Origin of the sequence: Streptomyces sp. BK022 (assembly GCF_004217355.1) — a bacterium.
GTDB classification, from domain to species: domain Bacteria; phylum Actinomycetota; class Actinomycetes; order Streptomycetales; family Streptomycetaceae; genus Streptomyces; species Streptomyces griseoluteus.
On record NZ_SHKU01000004.1, the window covers coordinates 1 to 23978 of the forward strand.

Below are 23978 nucleotides of genomic sequence, written 5' to 3' on the forward strand. Positions count from 1 at the left end.
AACGCCCGGTTACATTCCGAACCCGGAAGCTAAGCCTCACAGCGCCGATGGTACTGCAGGGGGGACCCTGTGGGAGAGTAGGACGCCGCCGAACTCCTTTTACAGCTCCGGCTCTTGGGCATACAGCCCGAGAGCCGGAGCTTTTTTGCGTTGCGGTAGGGTCAGGGTGCGTTGTCGTCACTTTCGTACAGGAGGCTTCCGGGTGGAGGTCCAGGAGACCCGCGTCCAGACGGACCGGGTCCTCACCATCCCCAACATCCTCAGCATGGCTCGGCTCGCCGGTGTCCCTCTGTTCCTGTGGCTGATTCTCCGGCCGGAGTTCGGGGGACCCAAGAGTGATGGTTGGGCTCTCCTGGTCCTGGCACTGAGCGGAGTCAGCGACTATCTGGACGGCAAGCTCGCCCGGCGCTGGAACCAGGTCAGCAGCCTCGGCCGGCTTCTCGACCCGGCCGCCGACCGGCTCTATGTCCTTTCCACGCTCCTCGGTCTCACCTGGCGGGAGATCCTGCCACTGTGGCTGACCGCGCTGCTGCTGGCCCGGGAACTCGTTCTGCTGGTGATGGTCGGCATCCTCCGCCGGCACGGCTATCCGCCGCCCCAGGTGAACTTCCTCGGGAAGGCGGCCACCTTCAACCTGATGTATGCGTTCCCGTTGCTGCTGCTCAGTGACGGAAGCGGTTGGATCGCGTCACTCGCCGCTGTTTTCGGATGGGCGTTCGCCGGATGGGGTACAACCCTGTATTGGTGGGCAGGAGTGCTTTATATGGTCCAGGTCCGCCGTCTGGTGCGCGCGGACTCGTTGGCCGACGGAACTCCGCGATCGTCCACGACGTGACGCTTCGATGGCCCGCGACGTAAAAGTGCGGGACAATCTGGACGGGTGAAGTCGGCTAGACCGTCGTCTCTTCGAGGAGGACGCTTCCGACATGAAGGCCGTCGTGATGGCCGGTGGCGAAGGCACGCGCCTGCGCCCGATGACCTCAAGCATGCCCAAGCCGCTCCTGCCCGTGGCGAACCGCCCGATCATGGAGCACGTGCTCAGGTTGCTCAAAAAGCATGGGCTCAACGAGACCGTGGTCACCGTGCAGTTCCTGGCGTCGCTCGTCAAGAACTACTTCGGTGACGGCGAGGAGCTCGGCATGGAGCTCACGTATGCCAATGAGGAGAAGCCACTCGGTACCGCCGGAAGCGTCAAGAACGCCGAGGACGCGCTCAAGGACGACGCCTTCCTCGTGATTTCCGGTGATGCGCTGACCGACTTCGACCTCACCGAGCTGATCAACTTCCACAAGGAGAAGGGAGCCCTGGTCACGGTCTGCCTGACCCGGGTCCCGAATCCGCTGGAGTTCGGCATCACCATCGTGGACGAGGAGGGCAAGGTCGAGCGCTTCCTCGAGAAGCCGACCTGGGGCCAGGTCTTCTCCGACACGGTGAACACGGGCATCTACGTGATGGAGCCCGAGGTGTTCGACTATGTCGATCCCGACGTCCCCGTCGACTGGTCGGGAGATGTCTTCCCGCAGTTGATGAAGGAAGGCAAGCCCGTCTACGGCTACATCGCCGAGGGCTACTGGGAGGACGTCGGCACCCACGAGAGCTATGTGAAGGCCCAGGCCGACGTTCTCGAGGGCAAGGTCGACGTCGACATCGACGGTTTCGAGATCTCGCCCGGCGTCTGGGTCGCCGAGGGCGCCGAGGTGCACCCCGACGCGGTCCTGCGCGGGCCGCTCTACATCGGTGACTACGCCAAGGTCGAGGCGGGCGCGGAGATACGCGAGCACTCCGTCATCGGCTCCAACGTGGTCGTCAAGAGCGGGGCCTTCCTGCACAAGGCCGTGATCGCGGACAACGTGTACGTCGGACAGCAGAGCAATCTCCGCGGCTGTGTGATCGGCAAGAACACCGACATCATGCGGGCCGCGCGGATCGAGGACGGCGCGGTCATCGGTGACGAATGCCTGATCGGCGAGGAGTCGATCATCCAGGGCAACGTCCGGGTGTACCCGTTCAAGACCATCGAGGCCGGCGCCTTCGTCAACACCTCGGTCATCTGGGAGTCCAGAGGCCAGGCGCACCTCTTCGGGGCGCGCGGGGTCACCGGCATCCTGAACGTGGAGATCACGCCGGAGCTGGCCGTACGGCTGGCCGGCGCGTACGCCACCACCCTGAAGAAGGGCACCACGGTCACCACGGCACGTGACCACTCCCGAGGCGCCCGTGCGCTCAAGCGTGCGGTGATCTCGGCGCTCCAGGCGAGCGCGATCGACGTGCGCGACCTGGAGAACGTGCCGCTGCCCGTGGCCCGGCAGCAGACCGCGCGGGGCAGCTCCGGCGGCATCATGATCCGGACCTCGCCGGGCGTGCCGGACTCCGTGGACATCATGTTCTTCGACGCCAAGGGCGCGGACCTCTCCCAGGGCAGCCAGCGCAAGCTGGACCGGGTGTTCGCGCGCCAGGAGTACCGGCGGGCGTTCCCCGGCGAGATCGGTGACCTGCACTTCCCGTCCAGCGTCTACGACTCGTACACCGGGTCGCTGCTGCGGAACGTGGACACCACCGGCATCGCCGAATCCGGGCTGAAGGTCGTCGTCGACGCCTCCAACGGCAGCGCCGGCCTGGTCCTGCCCAGCCTGCTCGGCAAGCTCGGCGTGGACTCGCTGACCATCAACCCGGGGCTGGACGAGTCCCGGCCCACCGAGACCGAGGAGATGCGGCGCAAGGGTCTGCAGCGGCTCGGCGAGATCGTGGCGTCCTCCGGGGCGGCGTTCGGTGTGCGGTTCGACCCCGTCGGCGAGCGGCTGTCGCTCGTGGACGAGAAGGGCAGCATCATCGAGGACGACCGGGCCCTGCTGGTGATGCTCGACCTGGTCGCCGCCGAGCGGCGCAGCGGCCGGGTGGCGCTCCCGGTGACCACCACCCGGATCGCGGAGCAGGTGGCCGCGTACCACGGCACCCAGGTGGAGTGGACGACCACCTCGCCGGACGACCTCACGCGGGTCGGCGGCGAGGAGGAGACCATCTTCGGCGGTGACGGCAAGGGCGGCTTCATCGTCCCCGAGTTCAGCAGCGTCTACGACGGCACCGCGGCGTTCGTGCGGCTGATCGGTCTGGTCGCGCGGACTCAGCTCACCCTCAGCCAGATCGACGCCCGGATCCCGCGGGCCCATGTCCTCAAGCGGGACCTGGCGACGCCGTGGGCGGTCAAGGGTCTGGTCATGCGCAGCGTGGTCGAGGCGGCCGGCGACCGGTCCGTGGACACCACGGACGGCGTGCGGGTCGTGGAGAGCGACGGCCGCTGGGTGATGGTCCTGCCCGACCCGGCCGAGGCGGTCACGCACCTGTGGGCGGAGGGCCCGGACGACGCCTCCGCACAGGCCCTGCTCGACGAGTGGTCGGCCGTGGTGGACAGCGCCGGCCGCTGATCCCCGAATCGCTCCGCGTCTGCCGGACAGTGTCCCCGCCGGGGGTGCTGTCCGGCAGGTGTATGGGGCTCGTTCGAAGCCACCGCTCGCGGCATGCGACGATGTGCGGCATGCCGCAGCAACCCCCCGTTCGGAGCAGCCCCGCGCGGCCGAGGCGCCCGGACGCCTCCATGTCGTTGATCACCAACGTGATGGACCACAGCCTCGACGACGGGTACGCCGAGGCCGCCGCGCGCCGGAAGTCCCTGGGCGAGGGCGGTCTGCCGAAGACCCTCCGCGCCAAGCTGGGTCTCGCGGGCGGCCTCGTGCTCGCGGCCCTGGTGGTGACGGTCGGGGCGTCGCAGGCGCATGTCGCGGCTCCCGTGGTGGCCAAGGAGCGCCAGGAGCTGATCGACCGCATCGACCGGGAGACCGCCGCCGCGGACAAGCTGGAGAGCGGCGTCGACCGGCTCCGTGAGGATGTCGGCGCGCGGCAGCGGGCCGCGCTCCGGCAGACCGGGGGCGGCCAGGCGGACGTCGTGAGTCTGCTGTCGGGCGCAACCGCCGTACACGGGCCCGGTGTGAAGCTCGTGGTGAACGACGCCAAGGAGGCGAGCAGCGGGGGGGACGGCACGAACCCCCGCGAGTCCGCCGGGTTCTCCGACACCGGGCGAGTGCGTGACCGGGACATGCAGCGCGTGGTCAACGGGCTGTGGGCGTCCGGCGCCGAGGCGGTGTCCATCAACGGGCAGCGGCTGACCGCCCTGTCCGCGATCAGGGCCGCGGGTGACGCGATACTGGTCGACAACAGGCCGCTGGTGCCGCCGTACACGGTGCTGGCGGTGGGGGACGGGCAGAAGCTGAGTACCGCGTTCCAGAACAGCGCCGACGGGTTGTATCTGCACGCGCTCCAGGACAACTTCGGTATCCGCACCGCGATCTCCGCGCAGGGCGACGTCCGGTTGCCCGCCGCACCTAGTGTGATCGTACGAACAGCACAGCCGAGCGCCGAGCAGGCCGAGAAGACTGAGAAGGGCACATCGTGATCGCCGTACTGGGCCTCGTCGTGGGAGTGGTGGCCGGACTGTTGGTCCGGCCCGAGGTTCCGGCGGTCGTCGAGCCGTATCTGCCCATCGCGGTCGTGGCGGCGCTGGACGCCGTGTTCGGCGGGCTGCGGGCGATGCTCGACGGCATCTTCGACGACAAGGTCTTCGTGGTGTCGTTCCTGTCCAACGTGGTCGTGGCCGCGCTGATCGTGTTCCTGGGCGACGAGCTGGGCGTGGGCGCGCAGTTGTCCACCGGCGTCGTGGTGGTCCTGGGCATCCGCATCTTCTCCAACGCGGCGGCGATCCGGCGCCACGTCTTCCGGGCGTGAGCGGGATGAGCGACCAGGAGGAGCGGCCGGAGAACGGGCTGCGCAAGGAACTGCCCCCGGAGCTGCCGCCCCAGGCCCCCGCGCCCCGGCCGGCCCCGGCGCCCGCGGCCGGACCCACCCCCGTCGAGCCGGTGCCGGAGCAAGCACCCCAGCCGCAGCTCACCGGGCGTCAGCGGCTGATCGACGGTCTCTGGCCGCCCCGGCTGACACGCGCGCAACTGATCGTGGCGCTGCTGCTGTTCGGACTCGGATTCGGGCTGGCCGTGCAGGTGGCCTCCAACAGCGACGGCGACAGCGCGCTGCGCGGGGCCCGCCAGGAGGATCTGGTCCGCATCCTCGATGAACTGGACGACCGTACTCAGCGTCTTGAGGACGAGAAGCAGGGACTGGAGAAGCAGCGTCAGGAGTTGCAGAGCAGCTCGGACCAGGCCGCGGAGGCGCGCAGGCAGACCGCCGAGAAGGAGCGCCAACTCGGCGTACTCGCGGGCACCGTGGGCGCGACCGGTCCCGGCATCACCATGACCGTCCAGGACACGAAGGGAGCAGTCGAGTCCGACATGCTGCTCGACGCGATCCAGGAGCTGCGCGCGGCCGGTGCCGAGGCGATACAGGTCAACGGGGTGCGCGTGGTGGCGAACACCTACTTCTCGGACACGGACGGTAGCGTCGCGGTCGACGGGAACAAGATCAACGCCCCTTATCGTTTCAAGGTCATCGGCAAGCCGCAGGACCTCGAACCGGCGTTGAACATCCCTGGAGGCGTGGTGCAGAGCTTGGAGAAGGAGCAGGCCACGGTGAGTGTGGAGCGGTCGGACAAGATCGTCGTGGATGCCTTGCGGCAAGCGAAGCTGCCTGACTACGCTCGGTCGTCCTCGCGGTGAACCGGCGGTGCATGGGCGGTGTAGGGCGGGGGCATGAGGTTGCGGGGGGTCGCCGCACCGAAGGGGTGGTGCGTGGTGGAAACTGTCGGGTGGATACGGACGTTGTGAAGATGTCCGGATCGGTCGGTGTAGGCATTCTGGGTTCGTCCTGCCCCACGGGCGGGTCTGTTTCGGTCAAGGGGAATCGCCCGTGAAGTTGTTTGGGAAGTTGTTCGGCAAGAGCGCGCGAGAGGCCAACGAGAACGCGACGGCCCGTCATCGCGCACAGCCCGACGAGGAAGGGCAGCGTCCGCTGTTCCGGGACCAGGTGGCTGGTCCGGGTGGTGGCACTTCCGGGGGACAGGGCGCGGCGTCCGTTGACCCTGGCCAGGGCGGCGGCATAGGTTTCGGGCAACCGTCGCGGCAGGAGGCTCCGTCCATGTCGGCCCTGGTGTGTACGAGGTGCGGGAACCGCAACGCGGAGAACGCCCGTTTCTGCTCCCACTGCGGCGCGCCCCTGCGTCCGGGTGTGGCGCCGGAGCGTCCGTCGGAGACCACGTCCACGATCTCCATCTCCGGTATCGAGGCGTACGACTCCGAGGTCACCGGTCAGACGGCGATGCCGATGCTGTCTCCCGAGGCGCAGGCGGCGGTCGACGCGCTACCGGTCGGCTCGGCGCTGCTGGTGGTCCGCCGGGGTCCGAACTCCGGCAGCCGCTTCCTCCTGGACAGCGACCTGACCACGGCCGGGCGTCACCCGCAGAGCGACATCTTCCTGGACGACGTGACGGTCTCCCGCAGCCATGTGGAGTTCCGCCGCTCGCCCGACGGTTCCTTCACGGTGGCCGACGTGGGCAGCCTCAACGGCACCTACGTCAACCGCGAGCGGATCGACCAGGTGGCGCTGGCCAACGGTGACGAGGTGCAGATCGGCAAGTACCGGCTGGTCTTCTACGCGAGCCGGCAAGGAGTCTGACCCACCCCCGGACGCCCGTCCGGGGGAACCCCAGGGAAGGTCCATGCTTCAAACACCGAGCGGCGGTGCCGGAAGCGGTACCGCCGCCAGGGACAGTGGGCTGATGAGCATCGGCACGGTGCTGAACGTGCTGCGCGACGAGTTCCCCGAAGTCACCATCTCCAAGATCCGCTTCCTGGAGTCGGAGGGGCTCATCGAGCCGCAGCGGACTCCCTCGGGGTACCGCAAGTTCAGCCCCCGTGACGTGGAACGCCTCGGCCATGTCCTCCGGATGCAGCGGGACCACTATCTGCCGCTGAAGGTGATCCGGGAGCATCTGGACGCCATGGAGCGCGGTGAGGCGGCCGCGCTGCCCGTGGTCGGCCGGCAGCGCAGCGGCGACGGCGAGTCCGGGGAGGCCGAGTGGTCCACGGTCGCCCGGATCGGCCGGGACGAACTGATGGCCGCGGCCGACATCGACGAGGCCGAACTGCGCGAGTGGGAGTCGTACGGGCTCCTCGCACCTCTGGCCGAGGGCGTGTACGACGCCGAGGCCGTCACCGTGGCCGCGCTGGTGGCCGAACTGGGCCGGTTCGGCATCGAGCCCCGCCATCTGCGGGTGATGAAGGCGGCCGCCGAGCGCGAGGCGGGGCTGGTCGACCAGGTCGTCGCCCCCCTGAAGAGGCACCGCAACCCGCAGACCAGGACGCTCGCCGAGGCCCGTACCAGGGAGCTGGCGGCGCTCACCATGAAGCTGCACTCGGCGCTGGTGAAGGCCGCGCTCGGGGTGCGGCTGCCCTGAGGGGCGGTGTGCCCCGGCGCGGTCGGCTTGCGCCGGATCGCCCACCTGTTCCCGGCCCGACTACCCAAACGTCCCGAGCACGGCCTAGGGTTGCTGTGTGAACGAGCTCGATGTCGTAGGTGTCCGGGTCGAAATGCCCTCCAACCAACCGATCGTGCTCCTGCGCGAAGTGGGAGGCGACCGCTACCTCCCCATCTGGATCGGGCCGGGGGAGGCGACCGCGATCGCCTTCGCCCAGCAGGGCATGGCTCCCGCGCGTCCGCTGACGCACGACCTGTTCAAGGACGTGCTGGAGGCGGTCGGCCAGGAGCTGACCGAAGTACGCATCACCGATCTGCGAGAGGGTGTCTTCTACGCGGAGCTGGTGTTCGCCAGCGGGGTCGAGGTGAGCGCGCGGCCGTCCGACGCCATAGCGCTCGCCCTGCGCACCGGCACGCCGATCTACGGCAGTGACGGGGTGCTGGACGACGCGGGCATCGCCATCCCGGACGAGCAGGAGGACGAGGTGGAGAAGTTCCGCGAGTTCCTCGACCAGATCTCGCCCGAGGACTTCGGTACCAGCAGTCAGTGACGCCTGGGGCCGGCCGGGTGGACGAAGGGTCCGCTCACGGCCGGCTCGTGGCACGCTGTGACGCCCGGGCGGAGGCACATGCCAACGTCCCGTGAGAGCGTCCTACGCCTCTCCGCGAGCGCATTCGGCTAGCCTTTCCCCGCGGTGGGACACGAGAAACCACTCTCAGGGTGATTATCACTCGGCGTGCCGAGTGTGGCGATCGTTGACGCACCCCTGGTGACTGCCTACCGTCGACAAGGCAGGTCAAGGACGGAGGTCGGCGTGAGGATGAGCGGCGACGGTACGGCTGGGGGTGCCCCCGGACACGGTTTCGGGGACAGCGGCCCGTACCCTCCCCCGAGCGCACGGTTTCGACCGGGCGGGGGACACCCACAGCTCGGCGGCGTGGCCGATCACGCTCCGCAGCGGCCGACGGTGGTGCCTGACGTTGAAGGGGCGGCGGCCATGACGTCCGAGGAGATCGGATACCGCGGTCCCACGGCCTGTGCGGCCGCCGGGATCACCTACCGGCAGCTCGACTACTGGGCCCGAACGGGACTGGTCGAGCCCAGCGTGCGCCCCGCGCACGGTTCGGGCACGCAGCGGCTGTACAGCTTCCGCGACGTGGTGGTGCTGAAGATCGTCAAGCGGTTCCTGGACACCGGTGTCTCGCTCCAGAACATCCGCTCGGCCGTGCAGCACCTCAGGGAGCGCGGGTTCCGCGACCTGGAGCGCATGACCCTGATGAGCGACGGCGCCATGGTGTACGAGTGCACCTCCCCGGACGAGGTCCACGCGCTGCTCCAGGGCGGCCAGGGCATCTTCGGGATCGCCGTCGGCGTGGTCTGGCGGGACGTGGAGAGCGCCCTGTCGCAGCTCCACGGCGAGCGCGTCGACACCGGCGAGACGCTGATCGGGCACAACCCGGCCGACGAACTGGCGCGGCGGCGCAACCGCGCCGTCTGAGACCGGCCGGCACCGTTTTCCACAGGACGCCCCCGCGCGGGAGCCGTTGTCAGTGGCGTGGTGCAGCATCGGACCTGTGAGAAACGCGCCCACCATCCTCCATCTCGACATGGACGCCTTCTTCGCCTCGGTGGAGCAGGCGTCCAAGCCGAGCCTGCGTGGGAAGGCCGTCGTGGTGGGCGGGATCGGGCCGCGCGGGGTGGTGGCCACCGCGTCCTACGAGGCGCGGGTGTTCGGGGTGCACTCGGCGATGCCCACCGCGCAGGCCCGCCGACTCGCGCCGAACGCCGCTTACCTCACGCCGCGCTTCGCGCTGTACCGGTCGGTCAGCGACCAGGTGATGGCGCTGCTGCGGGAGTTGTCCCCGCTGGTGGAGCCGCTGAGCCTGGACGAGGCGTTCGTGGACCTGGAGGCCGGCGACGCCGCCTGGGACGAGGCGTCGGCGCGCGAGGCCGGGGCCAGGCTGCGCGCCGACATCCGGGCGGTGACGGGGCTGACCGGGTCGGTGGGGCTCGCCGCCTCCAAGATGCTGGCCAAGATCGCCTCGGAGCGGGCCAAGCCCGACGGCCTGGTCCTCATCGAACCGGGCACCGAGCGCGCCCTGCTGTCCCCGATGCCGGTCCGCACCCTGCCCGGCGTCGGCCCCGCCACCGGCGACCATCTCAGGCGCGCCGGGATCACCACCGTGCTGGAGCTGTCCGAGGCGGGCGAGGACGAACTGGTCCGGCTGCTCGGCAAGGCCCACGGACACGCGCTGTACGCGATGGCGCTGGCCCGCGACGACCGGCCGGTGGTGGCCGAGCGGGAGGCCAAGTCGGTGTCGGTGGAGGACACCTACGCCGTCGACATCCACGACCGGCTGCGCATCGGCCTGGAGGTCCGCCGCCTCGCCGACCGATGCGTACGGCGGCTGCGCGGTGCCGGGCTCTCCGGGCGCACCATCGTGCTCAAGGTGCGGCGGTACGACTTCTCCACCCTGACCCGTTCCGAGACGCTGCGGGGGCCCACGGACGACCCCTCGGTCATCCGGGAGGCGGCCGCGCGGCTGCTGGACTCCGTCGACACCACCGGCGGGGTGCGGCTGCTGGGCGTCGGCGTGTCGGGGCTCGCCGACTACACGCAGGAGGACCTCTTCGCCCAGGCGGCGGGGGAGCCGGCCGAGGAGACGCCCGAGGAGAGCGCCCTGGACTTCGGCCCGGGGACACCCGAGCCCGCCGCGCCGGAGTGGCGGGCGGGCCAGGACGTACGGCACCCGGAGTACGGGCACGGGTGGGTGCAGGGCAGCGGCCTCGGGCGGGTCACCGTGCGCTTCGAGACCCCGCTCTCCGCGCCGGGCCGGGTACGGACGTTCCGGTCCGACGAGGCCGGTCTGGAACCGGCCGACCCCCTGCCGCTCGTGGCCCAGGTGGAGGCGGCCACCGCGGAGGGGGAGGCGGACGGCGGATGAGGGGAGGGGGTCAGACGTCCTCGGCGCCCGCGACCTTGCCGAAGTCGCGGTCCGGGGTGGGCCGGGCGGCGGCGCCCACGTCGAGGCCGTAGTGGTGGTAGAGCTGGAGTTCCTGCTCGGGGGAGAGATGACGGCCCACGCCGAAGTCGGGGGCGTCCTTGATGAGGGCGCGTTCGAAGGGGACGCGGAGCGCGCCGTCGACCAGTTCGCTGGGCTCCAGCGGGACGAAGGCGTCGCGGGAGAAGAGGCCGGTGCGCACCGCCGCCCATTCCGGGACGCCGGTCGCGTCGTCGAGGTACACCTCGTCTATGGTGCCGATCTTGGTGCCGGCGCGGTCGAACGCCTTGCGGCCGATCAGGCTGCGCGGATCGATGTCGGTCTGCACGATCCCTCTCCCTCCACATGGTCGCAACTCATCCGTAAGCACTACAAAAGAGCAGAATCAGCCGGGCGGCCACTCGAACACCGCGCTCCGGACCCCCGCTGGTAGTCTGAAGTCGGCTGCTGACCCCGTGCGGGAGAGTCCTCCGAGTCGTTCGGAGGCGCCGAAGGAGCAACTCCTCCCCGGAATCTCTCAGGCTCCCGTACCGCACGGACGAGGTCACTCTGGAAAGCAGGGCGGGCGTCACGGCTCCCGCTCTCACCGACGGTGCAAGCCGGGGTCCGCTGGCCCCGGTGAAGCTCTCAGGTACGAGATGACAGAGGGGGAGGCCGGTGGGCACCCGAGCCGTGGTGCCCCTCGCAGGTCGCGTCAGACCAGGAGGCCTCCGCACATGACCGCCCCTCGCATTCCGCTCGCCGAGCTCGAAGCGGGCATCCCCTTCGAGCAGCGCCACATCGGACCCGACCAGGAGGCGCGGGCCAAGATGCTCGCGCAGGTCGGCTACGGCTCCCTCGACGAGCTGACCGCCGCCGCCGTGCCGGACGTGATCAAGAACGCCGACGCGCTCGACCTGCCCGGTGCCCGCACCGAGGCCGAGGTCATCGCCGAGCTGCGCGGTCTCGCCGACCACAACCAGGTCCTCGGCTCCATGATCGGCCTGGGCTACTACGGCACCTTCACGCCGCCGGTCATCCTGCGCAACGTCATGGAGAACCCCGCCTGGTACACGGCCTACACGCCCTACCAGCCGGAGATCTCCCAGGGCCGGCTGGAGGCCCTGCTGAACTTCCAGACGATGGTCGCGGACCTCACCGGGCTGCCCACCTCCGGTGCCTCCCTGCTGGACGAGGGCACGGCCGCCGCCGAGGCGATGGCGCTCTCCCGGCGCATGGGCAAGAACAAGAAGGGCCTCTTCCTGGTCGACGCGGACACCCTGCCGCAGACCATCGCCGTCATCGAGACCCGCGCCGAGCCGGCCGGTGTCGAGGTCGTCGTCGCCGACCTGAGCGACGGCATCCCGGCCGACATCGCCGCCCGCGACATCACCGGCGTCCTGCTCCAGTACCCGGGCGCCTCCGGTGCCGTACGCGACCTGAAGCCGGTCGTCGAGCAGGCGCACGGGCTGGGCGCCCTCGTCACCGTCGCCGCCGACCTGCTCGCGCTCACCCTGCTCACCTCGCCCGGTGAGCTGGGCGCGGACATCGCGATCGGCACCACCCAGCGCTTCGGCGTCCCGATGGGCTTCGGCGGACCGCACGCCGGCTACATGGCCGTGCACGAGAAGTTCGCCCGCAGCCTGCCCGGCCGCCTGGTCGGCGTGTCCGTCGACGCCGACGGGCACCGCGCGTACCGCCTGGCGCTCCAGACCCGCGAGCAGCACATCCGCCGCGAGAAGGCCACCAGCAACATCTGCACCGCCCAGGTGCTGCTCGCCGTCATGGCCGGCATGTACGCCGTCTACCACGGCCCCGACGGACTGCGGACCATCGCCCGCCGCACCCACCGCTACGCCACGATCCTCGCCGAGGGACTGCGCGCCGGCGGTGTCGAGATCGTGCACGGCGCCTACTTCGACACCCTCACCGCGCGCGTGCCCGGCCGGGCCGCCGAGATCGTCGCCGCGGCCCGCGAGGGCGGGGTCAACCTGCGCCTCGTCGACGCCGACCTCGTCTCCCTCGCCTGCGACGAGACCACCAACCGGGCTCAGCTCGAGGCCGTCTTCGCCGCCTTCGGCGTCGAGGGCGACATCGAGGCGCTCGACACGGCGGCCGAGGACACGCTGCCCGAGGCGCTGCTGCGCACCGACGACTACCTCACCCACCCGGTCTTCCGCGAGCACCGCTCCGAGACGGCCATGCTGCGTTACCTGCGCAAGCTCTCCGACCGCGACTACGCGCTCGACCGGGGCATGATCCCGCTCGGCTCCTGCACCATGAAGCTGAACGCGACCACCGAGATGGAGCCGGTCACCTGGCCCGAGTTCGGCGCGCTGCACCCCTTCGCCCCCGCCGAGCAGGCCGAGGGCTACCTCACCCTCATCCGCGAGCTGGAGGACCGGCTCGCCGAGGTCACCGGGTACGACAAGGTCTCCCTCCAGCCCAACGCCGGTTCCCAGGGCGAGCTGGCCGGACTGCTCGCCGTACGCGCCTACCACCGGGCCAACGGCGACGCGCAGCGCACCGTCTGCCTCATCCCGTCCTCCGCGCACGGCACCAACGCGGCGAGCGCCGTGATGGCCGGGATGAAGGTCGTCGTCGTCAAGACCGCCGGGGACGGCGAGATCGACGTCGAGGACCTGCGCGCCAAGATCGAGCAGCACCGCGACGAGCTGTCCGTGCTGATGATCACCTACCCGTCGACGCACGGCGTCTTCGAGGAGCACGTCGCCGACATCTGCGCCCAGGTGCACGACGCCGGCGGCCAGGTGTACGTGGACGGCGCCAACCTCAACGCCCTGGTCGGCCTCGCCAAGCCGGGCCACTTCGGCGGCGACGTCTCCCACCTCAACCTGCACAAGACCTTCTGCATCCCGCACGGGGGCGGCGGACCCGGCGTCGGCCCGGTCGGGGTCCGCGCCCACCTGGCGCCGTACCTGCCCAACCACCCGATGCAGGCCGCGGCCGGTCCCGAGACGGGCGTCGGCCCGATCTCGGCGGCGCCCTGGGGCAGCGCGGGCATCCTGCCCATCTCCTGGGCGTACGTCCGCCTGATGGGCGGCGAGGGCCTCAAGCGCGCCACCCAGGTGGCCGTGCTCTCCGCCAACTACATCGCCAAGCGCCTGGAGCCGCACTTCCCGGTGCTCTACACCGGCCCCGCCGGCCTGGTCGCGCACGAGTGCATCATCGACCTGCGCCCCCTGACCAAGGCGACCGGCGTCAGCGTGGACGACGTGGCCAAGCGCCTGATCGACTACGGCTTCCACGCGCCGACCATGTCCTTCCCGGTGGCCGGCACGCTGATGATCGAGCCGACCGAGTCCGAGGACCTGGGCGAGCTGGACCGGTTCTGCGACGCGATGATCGCCATCCGCGCGGAGATCGAGAAGGTCGCCTCCGGTGTCTGGCCCGCCGAGGACAACCCGCTGCGCGGCGCCCCGCACACCGCGGCCGCGCTGGGCGGGGACTGGACGCACGCGTACAGCCGCGAGGAGGCCGTCTTCCCGGCCGGCGTCTCGGCCGCCGACAAGTACTGGCCGCCGGTGCGCCGGATCGACCAGGCGTTCGGCGACCGCAACCTCGTCTGCTCCTGCCCGCCGCTGGACGCGTACGAGGACTGAGCGCGTTCAGGAGAAGGCCCCCTGCCCGGGTTTGGGCAGGGGGCCTTCCCCGTGTCCGCTCACGCCGGGGCGAGAGGTCTCGGACGCTCGCGCTCGGGCGGTCTACGCCGGGTAGGCGTGGGTCTGCGTCGCCTTGACGGTCGCCCAGACCGGCGCACCGGTGTGCAGGTCCAGCTCGGCGGCGGCCGCCGTGGTGAGGTCGGCGGCGAGCCGGATCTCCCCGGTCAGGTCCGCCCGGATCTGATCGCCGTGCGTCTCCAGACCGGCCACCTCGCAGCGCCACAGATTGCGGGCGCTCGCCCCGGTCGGCCGGTCCCGGAACAGGGTGACGGCGACCGGCGGGAACGCCACGAACACCGGCCCGGTCAGATCCTCGGTCGTGGTGACCGGCGGTCCGCCGTCCAGCCGTACCGTGTGCCCGTCGGCTTCGCCCCGGTAGAGGTTGAGGCCGACCAGCTGCGCGATGTAGTCGGTGCGGGGGTGCCGGGCGATCTCGGTGGGCGCGCCCTCCTGCACCACCCGGCCGTGCTCGACCACCACCAGCCGGTCCGCGAGCACCATGGCGTCCAGCGGATCGTGCGTCACCAGGACGGCGACCGCCTCGAACTCCGCCAGATGCCGCCGCAGCTGGGAGCGGACCTCCAGGCGGGTGCGGGCGTCCAGCGCGGCGAGCGGCTCGTCCAGGAGCAGCAGCCGGGGCCGGGTGGCCAGCGCCCTGGCCAGCGCCACCCGCTGGGCCTGGCCGCCGGAGAGACGGCGGGGCTTGGCGCCCGCGTGGTCGGCCAGGCCCATCCGCTCCAGCCAGGCGGCGGCCTGCGCGCGGGCCTCGGCCTTGCCGGTGCCGTGGCAGCGCGGCCCGAAGGCCACGTTGTCCAGCGCGGTCAGGTGCGGGAAGAGGAGGTAGTCCTGGAAGACCACGCCGACCGGGCGCTTCTCCGGGGCGATGCGCTCCAGCGCGGTGCCGTCCAGCCGCAGATGGCCCTCGGAGAGCGGGACGAGGCCCGCCAGGGCGCGCAGCGCGGTCGTCTTGCCCGCGCCGTTCGGGCCGAGCAGCGCGACCACGTCACCGGGGGCCGCCCGCAGGGACACGTCCAGCCGGAAGGTGCCCCGGTCGACCACGAGACGGGCGTCGAGGCCCTGTTCGTCCGCCTCCGTGAGCAGGGCGGGGGGCGCGTCGATGTCGGTCATGGGGCGGTCGTCCTCCGTCGGCGCAGGCGTGGTCGGTGTCTTCCATCCTCGCGGCACCGTCAGGCCCCCGTCATCCACCGGTCCCGCAGACCCGCCAGCACCGCGACGGACACGGCCAGCAGGATCAGGCTGAGCGCGATGGCCGCCTCCGGGTCGTTCTGGAGGGCGAGGTAGACCGCGAGCGGCATGGTCTGGGTACGGCCCGGGAAGTTGCCCGCGAAGGTGATCGTGGCCCCGAACTCGCCGAGCGCGCGGGCCCACGCCAGCACGGCCCCGGCCGCGATGCCGGGCGCGATCAGCGGCAGGGTGACCCGGCGGAAGGCGGTGAACCGGGACGCGCCGAGCGTGGTGGCCGCCTCCTCGTAGCGCGGGTCGGCCGCCCGCAGGGTGCCCTCCACGCTGATGACGAGGAACGGCATGGCGACGAACGCCTCCGCGATGACCACCCCGGCGGTGGTGAAAGGCAGGGTGATGCCGAACCAGGCGTCCAGCGACTTGCCGACGATGCCGTTGCGGCCCAGCGCCAGGAGCAGCGCCACACCGCCGACGACCGGGGGCAGCACCAGCGGCAGGGTCACCAGCGCCCGCACCAGACCCCGGCCGGGGAACTCGGTGCGGGCCAGCAGCCAGGCCAGGGGCACGCCGAGCACCAGGGCGACGGCGGTGGCCGCGGTCGCGCTGATCAGGGAGAGCTGGAGCGCCTGCCACACCTCGGTGCTGGTGAGCTGGGACGGCAGGCCGCGCCAGGGGGCGCGGACCAGCAGGGCGAGGAGCGGGACCAGCAGGAACGCCATGGCCAGCAGGCCCGGCACCAGCAGCGGCAGCGGAACGCCCCGGCGGGCGACCCGCGGGCGTCGCGGTCCGCCCCTGCCGGAAGGGCGCGCGGAGGGCTGCTTCAGGGCGGTCACGGCTTGAGGAAGCCCGCCCGGGTCAGCGCCTTCTGGCCGTCGGGGGACTTGACCAGGGCGATGAAGGCGGCGGTCGCGCCGGCGTTCTGGCCGTTCTTCAGCGGGGCGATCGGATAGTCGTTGATCGCGTCCTCGGACTCGGGGAACTCCACGCCCTGGACCTTGCCGCCGGCGGACTTCACGTCGGTCTTGTAGACCAGGGACGCGTCGGCCTCCTTCAGCTCCACCTTGTTCAGGGCGGCCTTGACGTCCTGCTCGTAGGAGACCGGGGTGACCTTGACGCCGCCGGCGTCGAGCACCTTCTGCGCGGCCGCGCCGCACGGCACGGTCTTGTCGCAGAGGACGACCTTGAGCTTCGGGTCGTTGAGGTCCTTCAGCGAGGCGACCTTGCCGGGGTTGCCCGGCAGGGTGGCGATCTCCAGCTGGTTGCGGGCGAAGGTCGACGGCGCGCTCGTCGTGCCCTTCTTGTCGGTGACGATCGCCATGGTCTTCGGGCTGGCGGCGGCGAACACGTCCGCCGGGGCGCCGCTGGTGATGCTGGCGGCGAGCGTGTCGCTGCCACCGAAGTTGAAGGCGACCTTGGTGCCGGGGTGCTGCCGCTCGAACTGCTCGCCCAGCGCCGTGAAGCTCTCCTTGAGGGAGGCGGCCGCGAACACGGTGACCGTGCCGGACAGCTTCGGGGAGGCGGAGTCGGAGCTGTCGGCCTTGGCGGGCGTGGAGCCGCCGGAGCCGGAGCCGGAGCAGGCGCTGAGGGCCAGCAGGGCGGCGACTCCCGCACCGGCCAGCGGCAGCATCCGGCGGGTCCGGCGTACGGAACGGGTCATCACGGTCTTCCACTCCTCGTCTCGGCGGAACAACGCTCGCGCCCTTCGAGGGGGGCGGAGACCGGCCGCGAGCTCGATGATACTGCCGTATTTGCCATACGTAAGTCCGGTGTCGCCTCGCAAGCGCTGTGAAGTCGTGACTCAGGGCTGGCATATGCGGTTGAGTGGATCACCGGCGGCCGGGCGCGACTCGCTCCCGGGGCAGCTCAGAAGCGGTCGACGTGCACGTTGGTCGACTTCACGCGCGCGGTGGCCTCCATGCCGACCTCGAGACCGAGTTCGTCGACCGCCTCGCGGGTGAGCAGCGAGACCAGCCGGTGCGGGCCGGCCTGGATCTCCACCTGGGCGGCCACGTCGCCGAGCTTGATGGCGGTGACGATGCCGGGGAACGCGTTGCGCACCGAGGTGGCCGAGGTCTCCTCCTCGGCCGTCCCGCCCGCCTGGGCCAGCTCGACGGAGAACGCGGCGAGGTCCCGGCCGGCGATCAGCCGCCGCCCGGACTCGTCGCGGTGGGTGGTCATCCGGCCGGCGTCGGCCCATCGGCGGGCGGTGTCGGGGCTCACGCCGAGGAGCCGGGCTGCCTGGCCGATCGTGTAGGACTGCATGCTGGTCACCATAGATCCAGAGGCCGGTGACCGGGCATCGGGACGGGCCCCCGGAGGTACGCGGCACCGCCCGGAGGTGTCAACCGGTGTGCACGCGGGGGCGGCGGTCCCGGTCCGGCTCCGCCTCGCGCAGCACCTCCCGGGTGACCGGGGCGACCTCGCCCTGGCCGAAGAGGAAGAAGCGCAGGAAGTTGGCGAACGGGCTGCCCTCGGTCCACTCGAAGAAGATGTGCGGCGTACGCCCGGTCAGGTCCCGTACGTGCAGCAGCAGGGCGGCGAGGGCGTTGGGGATGGAGGAGGACTCCACGGTCAGCACCCGGTACCGGTTGTGCAGGACCTCGCCGCGCACGGTCAGGCACGTCTCGAACTCCGAGGGGTCGGCCACCGTGACCTCGACGAAGACGAAGTCCTCCTGCTCGGGCATGTCGTTGTCGGTACGGATCTGCTCGATCTTGTCGCGGTACTCGGCCCGGTCGCGGTTGTCGGGCTCGTTGGCGATGAACCGGATCTTCCGGCTGGCCATGTCCCGGACGAACCGTTCCGCCATGGGGTCCATCGCCACGCTGGTCACCCGCAGCTCGAAGGAGCGGGCCAGCCGGGACAGCAGCGAGACCAGCATGATGCCCGCGATGAAGCAGGCGCCGATCTTCACGCCGTCCGGGCGCTCGATGACGTTGGCGACCGTGGTGTACAGGAACACGGCGGAGATCACGCCGAAGCCGATGGTCCAGCCGCGCTGTCCGGCCTTGCGGGCGGCGATGGTCACCGCGATGGCTGCCGAGCTGATCAGCACCAGCACGCCGGTGGCGTAGGCGCCGCCCTGCTTGTCCACGTTGGCGTCGAAGAGCCAGGTGACCAGGAAGGCGATCAGGATGAAGACGATGACCATGGGGCGCACCGCGCGGGCCCAGTGCGGGGCCATGCCGTACCGGGGGAGGTAGCGGGGCATCAGGTTGAGCAGGCCGGCCATGGCGGAGGCGCCGGCGAACCACAGGATGGCGATGGTCGAGACGTCGTAGACCGTGCCGAACGCGTTGCCCAGGTACTCGTGGGCGAGGAAGGCGAGGGCGCGGCCGTTGGCCTGGCCGCCCGGCTTGAACTCGGCGGCCGGGATCAGCAGCGTGGTGATGAAGCTGGTGGTGATCAGGAAGCAGCTCATGATCACGGCTGCGGTGGTGAGCAGCTTCTTGGTGTCCCGGATGCGGCCCGCCGGGTGTTCCTCGGTGTCGCCCTCCTCACCCTGGACGTGCGGCATCACGGCGACGCCGGTCTCGAAGCCGGACAGGCCGAGGGCGAGCTTGGGGAACACGATCAGGGCCACGCCGATCATCGCGAAGACGCTGCCGTGCTGGACGGTCAGGGCGTTGGTCCAGTCGGTGACCACGTGCTCGGCGGTCAGCACGTGCCACAGGCCGGTGATCACCACGACGAGGTTGAGCGCGAGGTAGACGCCGACCAGCGCGACCGCGACGCCCATGGCCTCCAGGAAGCCCTTGAGGAAGACCGCGCCGAGCAGGGCCACCAGGACCAGCGTGATGAGCATCTGGTGACCGCCCAGCGTGCTGGTCAGGTGCGGGTTCTCCACCAGGTGGGTGGAGGCGTCGGCGGCGGAGAGGGTGATGGTGATCAGGAAGTCGGTGGCGGCGAACCCCAGCAGGGTCAGCACGAACAGCTTGCCCTTCCAGAAGGACAGCAGCCGCTCCAGCATGGCGATCGAGCCCTGCCCGTGCGGGCTCTCCTCTGCCACCCGCCGGTACACCGGGAGGGCGCCCGCCAGGGTGACCACGACCAGCACGATGGTCGCCAGCGGGGAGAGCAGGCCGGCCGCGAGGGCGGCGATGCCGGGCTGGTAGCCGAGGGTGGAGAAGTAGTCGACGCCGGTCAGGCACATCACCCGCCACCAGCGCTGGCCGCGGTGCGGGGGTTCCGGCTCGGCGTGCGGACCGGTCAGGCCACCCCGCTTGCCCATGTCGGAGAGCCCCTGCAGCATCCAGCCGCGCAGACGGCTGTGCGGGTGCTCGGTCGTGGCCATCGGCGTGCTCCAGGTGGTGCGGCTCGGCTGCCTGCGATCACTGCCCGCGGTCGCGCGGACAGCCGAACCAGCGTATGCGGAGAGTGACGCTCGCCCCACGGATTCCGGGGTGGGGAGGCGTCAATCCTGCGTTAAGAAAGGGCCGACGGGGGCTGCTGACGCACCGATAAGTGAAGGCCCGGAGCCTGCGCGGACGAAAGACACGGTGTGCGGGCGGCGCCGGGAGAGGATTCGGGGCTCCGGGAGCGGACACCGAGCGTCATCTGGGGGAAGATCGTCGGGCGGTCGTCCGCACCCTGTCCATGCTGCCTCGCGCGGGAGCGGTCCGCAGCCCAGCGCGAGTGCGGTCAGAGGCCGCGGATGTCCATGCGCCAGTGCCAGGCGTTGCGGCGACGGACGGCCGTCAGGTCGGACTCCAGCGGGGAGGGCGGCACCGCGAGCACCGGGCAGCGGGCGTGGGCGAGGCACTGCCGGGAGACCCGGCCGGAGAAGGCCCGGCGCAGTCCCCGGCGGCCCGCGCCGACCACCAGCAGGTCGTCCTCGCGGTCCGCGACCGCCAGCAGCGCCCGGCCCGGCGTACCGCGCACGATCACCGCGTGCAGCGGGAGGCCGGGGCCGTGCTCGCCGAAGAGGTCGTCGAGCAGGGAGGTCAGGCGGTGCTCCGCCATCCGCTGCCACTCCTCGGTCAACGGGTCGGCCACGACGGAGCGCCGGCCGGTCGGATCGCCGCCGGGCGGCGTCCAGGCCAGCACCGGCCACAGCTCGGCGGCGAGCCCGTGGGCGAGAGCGGTGGCCCGGCGCAGGACCGTGACGCTGCCGAGGGAACCGCTCACACCGACGACCACCCGCGTGGCCCAGGGGGCGTTGTAGCCGGACATCACTTCACGCTCCTCGGGGGAGGGACCGCTCGCGCATCCTGCTTCCATCCCACTCCCGTCCGGCCGATTCGACCAGCCGGCACCCCGCTCGCCGGGTCCGGACGCGCGTCGGGGCCGGTGCGCACCGTGTGTGCGTCCGGCCCCTGCGATCGTCGGGCGGCCCCGGCGGGCCGCCTCAGGCGCTGCTCAGGCGGCGGTCATGAGCGCGCCGAGCGGGCGGTGGGGGGCGATGACCCGGCCGTCGGGCAGCAGCTCGCCGGTGTCCTCGAAGAGCAGAACGCCGTTGCACAGCAGACTCCACCCCTGTTCCGGGTGGTGCGCCACGAGTCGGGCCGACTCGCGGTCGGCGGACTCGGCTGGCGGGCAGGTCGGTTGATGCTGGCACATGGGCGGGATCTCTCGCTTTGTCGTGGTCATGTCCGTCCCCCGTGGTGAAACATCGGTCGGAATCCAGTGTTGCCCGCTGGGCGTCGTTCCGCAGGGATTTCGCAGCACCGCTCCTTACTCGTTCATGACGCGTCACTCTCGCGGACGGTTCAATCCAACCGCACTGTCCCTTTGGGTGGTTCGGTGTGGCCGGAAAGGGCTAGTCCACTTGGGGGGGTGGCGGCTATTCGCTCACAGGAGCGGGCAATTACTCGCACGAGCGAAATGTGTGGGGCTCACGGTTATGCGCGCGCCCCGGGCAGGAATCCGGCGTACCCGGAGAAAAGGCCGTACCCCGCTTCCGCGCCGGGAAGCGGGGTACGCGGGTGGTCGGTCAGGCGGGTGAGCCGAGAAGGGGCACGGGAGTCGCGCGATGGGTCAGCACCGGCAGCAACTCCGAGACCCGGTGCGGCCGGTGGGCCCGGATGCCGGGCGGTGCCGGGGCGAGCGGGACCAGGAGATCGGAGGCGGCGGGATGGCCCTCGGTCGGGTCGGCGCCGGGGTCGCCGTGCAGCCACAGGGTGAGCATGTACAGGCCCGGTACCGACAGCAGGCGCGGCTGGTAGGGCTGGAGCAGTGCCTCGGCCTGCTGGAGCGCGCGCTCGGTGGACGGGATGTAGGGGCCCTCGAAGAAGTGCGAGAAGGCCCAGCCGTCCGGGGTGAGCACGGTGTCGGCCGCCGCGACCGGGCGGTCGCCGGCCCGGATGACGAACCGCCAGCCCGTCAGCCGCGTGGCGGAGAGGCCCTCTGGGGTGATGTGGTCCAACACGTGCAGGGCGAGCGGGAGTTCGGGTGTGATCGGACCCTGCGCGGTACGCAGGGCCGGGGTGCGCGCCTCTCGGACCGCGGTGGGGGAACCGAGGGCCGTGAGGACGGAGTGCAGTGCGGGCGCGGGCGCGGGGGGCACGTGCAGCGGCATGGTGGGTCGCCTCTCGTTCGACAGGCGCGGCGGCGCGGGAAAGGTGGGGCGGACGGCACTGTCTGCTCACAGGTGGAGGGCCGGGGGCGGCGGGGGCCCGGAGCGGACGCGAGTGCGACGGAGATCTGCCGGTCGTCGACCGACGGCCGGAATGCGGCGGAAACGCGTCAGAAACCGGTACCGAGGCACCATCCTTCGGCCCTGTCCGCGAAGTTTATACGACACGTGTTCACCCGTTGTTTCGGCTATCCGATTCCGATGGTACGGGCAAGGCGATATCCGGTCGCGGATACGTGCTGAACATCCCGATTTCCCGGCCGAGGGGCTCTGCTGACCTCGCCGGACGCCGTCCGCGCGGTCGGCCGATTGTCATCGGCGTTTTTCACGAGGCGATCAGGGCACCCGAAGATGCGTGATGCGGCATGCCTCGTGAATGTGCCGCAGGACACTTCCGTCAGAATAATGGGCGGCGAGGCCGGATGCGGCGTTATCGATCGCTTCCGCTGGGCATCATCCCAACCGATCGGGGAGCCCGGCGGCCGGACCCTCGGCCCGCCCATCCGAGGAGGGACACTTCCATGGGGGAGAAGGTCGTGGCAGGCCTGTTCGACCTGTCCGATCGCCAGCGCTACCGTGAAAAGCTCCAGAAGTGCCTGGCGGGACTGGAGCGACTGCTGGCGGAGAAACGGTTCGACCGTCCCAAGAACCTGATGGGGCTGGAGATCGAATTGAATCTCGCCGGCCCCGACGGTATGCCGAAAATGCTGAACGGCGAGGTACTGGAGCGGATCGCCAGCCGCGATTTCCAGACCGAACTCGCCATGTTCAATCTGGAGGTCAACATAGCCCCGCACCGGCTGGGCGACCGGGTATTCGACCGGCTCGCGGAGGAACTGCGCACCTCCCTCGCCTACGCCGACCGCAAGGCGGGCGAGGTGGACGCCGGAATCGTGATGACCGGCATCCTGCCCACGCTCGGCCGGGACGACCTGGTCTCGTCCAACCTCTCCGAGGTGGACCGGTACGCCCTCCTCAACGACCAGATCGTCGCCGCGCGCGGTGAGGACTTCCGGCTCGACATCGAGGGCGTGGAGCATCTGCGCTGCACCTCACGCTCCATCGTCCCCGAGGCGGCCTGCACCTCCGTGCAGCTCCATCTCCAGGTGACGCCCGACCGGTTCGCCGACGTGTGGAACGCGGCGCAGGCGGCCTCGGCCGCGCAGATCGCGGTCGGCGCCAACTCGCCGTTCCTGTTCGGGCACGAGCTGTGGCGCGAGTCCCGGCCGCCGCTCTTCCTCCAGGCCACCGACACCCGCCCGCCCGAACTCCAGGCCCAGGGCGTACGGCCGCGCACCTGGTTCGGCGAGCGCTGGATCACTGGCGCCCACGACCTGTTCGAGGAGAACCTGCGCTACTTCCCGCCCCTGCTGCCGATCTGCGACGACGAGGAGCCGCTGGAGGTCCTCGACGCCGGCGGCGTGCCCAGGCTCGCCGAACTCGTCCTGCACAACGGCACGGTGTACCGCTGGAACCGCCCGGTGTACGACATCGCCGACGGCGTCCCCCACCTCCGGGTGGAGAACCGGGTGCTGCCCGCCGGGCCCACCATCACCGACGTGATCGCCAACGCGGCCTTCTACTACGGGCTGGTGCGCGCGCTCGCCGAGGAGTCCCGGCCGGTGTGGACCCGGCTGCCCTTCGAGGCCGCCGAGGCCAACTTCGACGCGGCCTGCCGGTACGGCATCGACGCCCGTTTCACCTGGCCCCGGCGCGGCCGCCTCGGCGGTACGGCCGAGGTCGACGCCGTCACCCTGGTCCGCGACGAGCTGCTCCCGATGGCCGCCGCGGGGCTGGACGCGTGGGGGATCGAGGCGGCCGACCGGGACTTCTATCTCGGGGTCATCGAGGAGCGGTGCCGCAAGCGGGTCAACGGCGCGTCCTGGCAGGCGGACACCTTCCACCGCGCGCTGGAGAAGGGGTACGGCCGGCAGGAGGCGCTCGCCGCGACGACGCGCCGGTACGCCGAGCTGATGCATGCCGGGGAACCGGTGCACAGCTGGCCGGTGGGGGTGCCGGAGCCGGTGCCGCTGGGCTGAGCGGGCTCTTCCGCGGTCACGGCCGTACGTGGGTCCTCCGTCCGCGTACGGCCGTGCCGTGGGCCACCCGGTGCGCGGCCCAGC

Annotated in this window: 20 protein-coding genes, 1 rRNA gene, 1 pseudogene and 1 riboswitch; of the genes and pseudogenes, 13 read left to right on the top strand and 9 right to left on the bottom strand. The window is 71.0% G+C overall.

The window, feature by feature from the left end:
- The 11 genes and pseudogenes from rrf to EV284_RS16480 all read left to right on the top strand — a co-directional run.
- Nucleotides 1-94: ribosomal RNA gene (gene rrf / locus EV284_RS16430) — 5S ribosomal RNA — on the top strand; the annotation flags it as partial.
- A 108-nt stretch (nt 95-202) separates the two neighbouring features.
- Nucleotides 203-835, top strand: a complete 633-nt coding sequence (locus EV284_RS16435; protein ID WP_031181999.1) for a CDP-alcohol phosphatidyltransferase family protein — start codon at nt 203-205, stop codon at nt 833-835.
- A 91-nt stretch (nt 836-926) separates the two neighbouring features.
- Nucleotides 927-3422, top strand: a complete 2496-nt coding sequence (locus tag EV284_RS16440; protein WP_130334802.1) for a mannose-1-phosphate guanyltransferase — start codon at nt 927-929, stop codon at nt 3420-3422.
- 101 nt (nt 3423-3523) lie between these two features.
- On the top strand, nt 3524-4447 hold the full coding sequence (locus tag EV284_RS16445) for a DUF881 domain-containing protein (RefSeq protein ID WP_130336360.1): 924 nt from the start codon (nt 3524-3526) through the stop codon (nt 4445-4447).
- The gene (locus tag EV284_RS16450) at nt 4444-4776 is read left to right on the top strand and encodes a small basic family protein (protein ID WP_030808725.1); all 333 of its coding nucleotides are present in this window, start codon (nt 4444-4446) and stop codon (nt 4774-4776) included. Before EV284_RS16445 ends, EV284_RS16450 begins: the two co-directional genes overlap by 4 nt.
- A 5-nt stretch (nt 4777-4781) precedes the next feature.
- Nucleotides 4782-5657 (top strand): DUF881 domain-containing protein, encoded by an 876-nt coding sequence (locus tag EV284_RS16455; protein ID WP_130334804.1) that lies wholly within the window; start codon nt 4782-4784, stop codon nt 5655-5657.
- Nucleotides 5658-5739: 82 nt separating this feature from the next.
- Nucleotides 5740-6612 carry an FHA domain-containing protein gene (locus tag EV284_RS16460; protein ID WP_130334806.1) on the top strand — a complete coding sequence of 291 codons (873 nt, stop codon included), beginning with the start codon at nt 5740-5742 and terminating at the stop codon, nt 6610-6612.
- A 43-nt stretch (nt 6613-6655) separates the two neighbouring features.
- Entirely contained in the window at nt 6656-7393 is a 738-nt protein-coding gene (locus EV284_RS16465) for a MerR family transcriptional regulator (RefSeq protein ID WP_130334808.1), read from the top strand.
- A gap of 97 nt (nt 7394-7490) precedes the next feature.
- Nucleotides 7491-7964 carry a bifunctional nuclease family protein gene (locus tag EV284_RS16470; RefSeq protein ID WP_004002801.1) on the top strand — a complete coding sequence of 158 codons (474 nt, stop codon included), beginning with the start codon at nt 7491-7493 and terminating at the stop codon, nt 7962-7964.
- Nucleotides 7965-8228: 264 nt separating this feature from the next.
- Nucleotides 8229-8912: a MerR family transcriptional regulator gene (locus EV284_RS16475; RefSeq protein ID WP_130334810.1), complete on the top strand. Its 684-nt coding sequence runs from the start codon at nt 8229-8231 to the stop codon at nt 8910-8912.
- Nucleotides 8913-8988: 76 nt separating this feature from the next.
- Nucleotides 8989-10451, top strand: a pseudogene (locus tag EV284_RS16480) (DNA polymerase IV).
- On the opposite strand, the gene EV284_RS16485 reads toward EV284_RS16480, so the two are convergent.
- Nucleotides 10370-10744 (bottom strand): PRC-barrel domain-containing protein, encoded by a 375-nt coding sequence (locus tag EV284_RS16485; protein WP_130334814.1) that lies wholly within the window; start codon nt 10742-10744, stop codon nt 10370-10372. The pseudogene EV284_RS16480 and the gene EV284_RS16485 overlap by 82 nt on opposite strands.
- 120 nt (nt 10745-10864) lie before the next feature.
- A riboswitch (glycine riboswitch) is annotated at nt 10865-10959 on the top strand.
- Between the two features lie 173 nt (nt 10960-11132).
- Here EV284_RS16485 and gcvP point away from each other — a divergent pair.
- Complete coding sequence (gene gcvP / locus EV284_RS16490) at nt 11133-14018, top strand: aminomethyl-transferring glycine dehydrogenase (protein ID WP_130334816.1); 2886 nt, start codon at nt 11133-11135, stop codon at nt 14016-14018.
- A gap of 102 nt (nt 14019-14120) precedes the next feature.
- On the opposite strand, the gene EV284_RS16495 is transcribed toward gcvP, so the two are convergent.
- From EV284_RS16495 to EV284_RS16530, 8 genes are all read right to left on the bottom strand, one after another.
- On the bottom strand, nt 14121-15206 hold the full coding sequence (locus tag EV284_RS16495; protein ID WP_130334818.1) for an ABC transporter ATP-binding protein: 1086 nt from the start codon (nt 15204-15206) through the stop codon (nt 14121-14123).
- A gap of 59 nt (nt 15207-15265) precedes the next feature.
- Complete coding sequence (gene modB, locus EV284_RS16500) at nt 15266-16114, bottom strand: molybdate ABC transporter permease subunit (RefSeq protein WP_130334820.1); 849 nt, start codon at nt 16112-16114, stop codon at nt 15266-15268.
- Nucleotides 16111-16938 (bottom strand): molybdate ABC transporter substrate-binding protein, encoded by an 828-nt coding sequence (gene modA, locus EV284_RS16505; protein WP_130334822.1) that lies wholly within the window; start codon nt 16936-16938, stop codon nt 16111-16113. The genes modB and modA overlap by 4 nt, the downstream gene beginning before the upstream one ends.
- A 206-nt stretch (nt 16939-17144) precedes the next feature.
- Nucleotides 17145-17543 carry a helix-turn-helix transcriptional regulator gene (locus EV284_RS16510; RefSeq protein ID WP_130334824.1) on the bottom strand — a complete coding sequence of 133 codons (399 nt, stop codon included), beginning with the start codon at nt 17541-17543 and terminating at the stop codon, nt 17145-17147.
- A gap of 79 nt (nt 17544-17622) precedes the next feature.
- Nucleotides 17623-19575, bottom strand: a complete 1953-nt coding sequence (locus EV284_RS16515) for an APC family permease (protein ID WP_130334826.1) — start codon at nt 19573-19575, stop codon at nt 17623-17625.
- A gap of 347 nt (nt 19576-19922) precedes the next feature.
- Nucleotides 19923-20453 carry a universal stress protein gene (locus EV284_RS16520; protein ID WP_130334828.1) on the bottom strand — a complete coding sequence of 177 codons (531 nt, stop codon included), beginning with the start codon at nt 20451-20453 and terminating at the stop codon, nt 19923-19925.
- Nucleotides 20454-20639: 186 nt separating this feature from the next.
- Nucleotides 20640-20840 carry a DUF5999 family protein gene (locus EV284_RS16525; protein WP_030808771.1) on the bottom strand — a complete coding sequence of 67 codons (201 nt, stop codon included), beginning with the start codon at nt 20838-20840 and terminating at the stop codon, nt 20640-20642.
- Between the two features lie 373 nt (nt 20841-21213).
- Nucleotides 21214-21798, bottom strand: a complete 585-nt coding sequence (locus EV284_RS16530; protein ID WP_130334830.1) for a hypothetical protein — start codon at nt 21796-21798, stop codon at nt 21214-21216.
- Between the two features lie 578 nt (nt 21799-22376).
- Between EV284_RS16530 and EV284_RS16535 the strand changes: the two genes are divergently transcribed.
- Nucleotides 22377-23894 carry a glutamate--cysteine ligase gene (locus EV284_RS16535; RefSeq protein ID WP_130334832.1) on the top strand — a complete coding sequence of 506 codons (1518 nt, stop codon included), beginning with the start codon at nt 22377-22379 and terminating at the stop codon, nt 23892-23894.
- Nucleotides 23895-23978 lie beyond the last annotated feature (84 nt).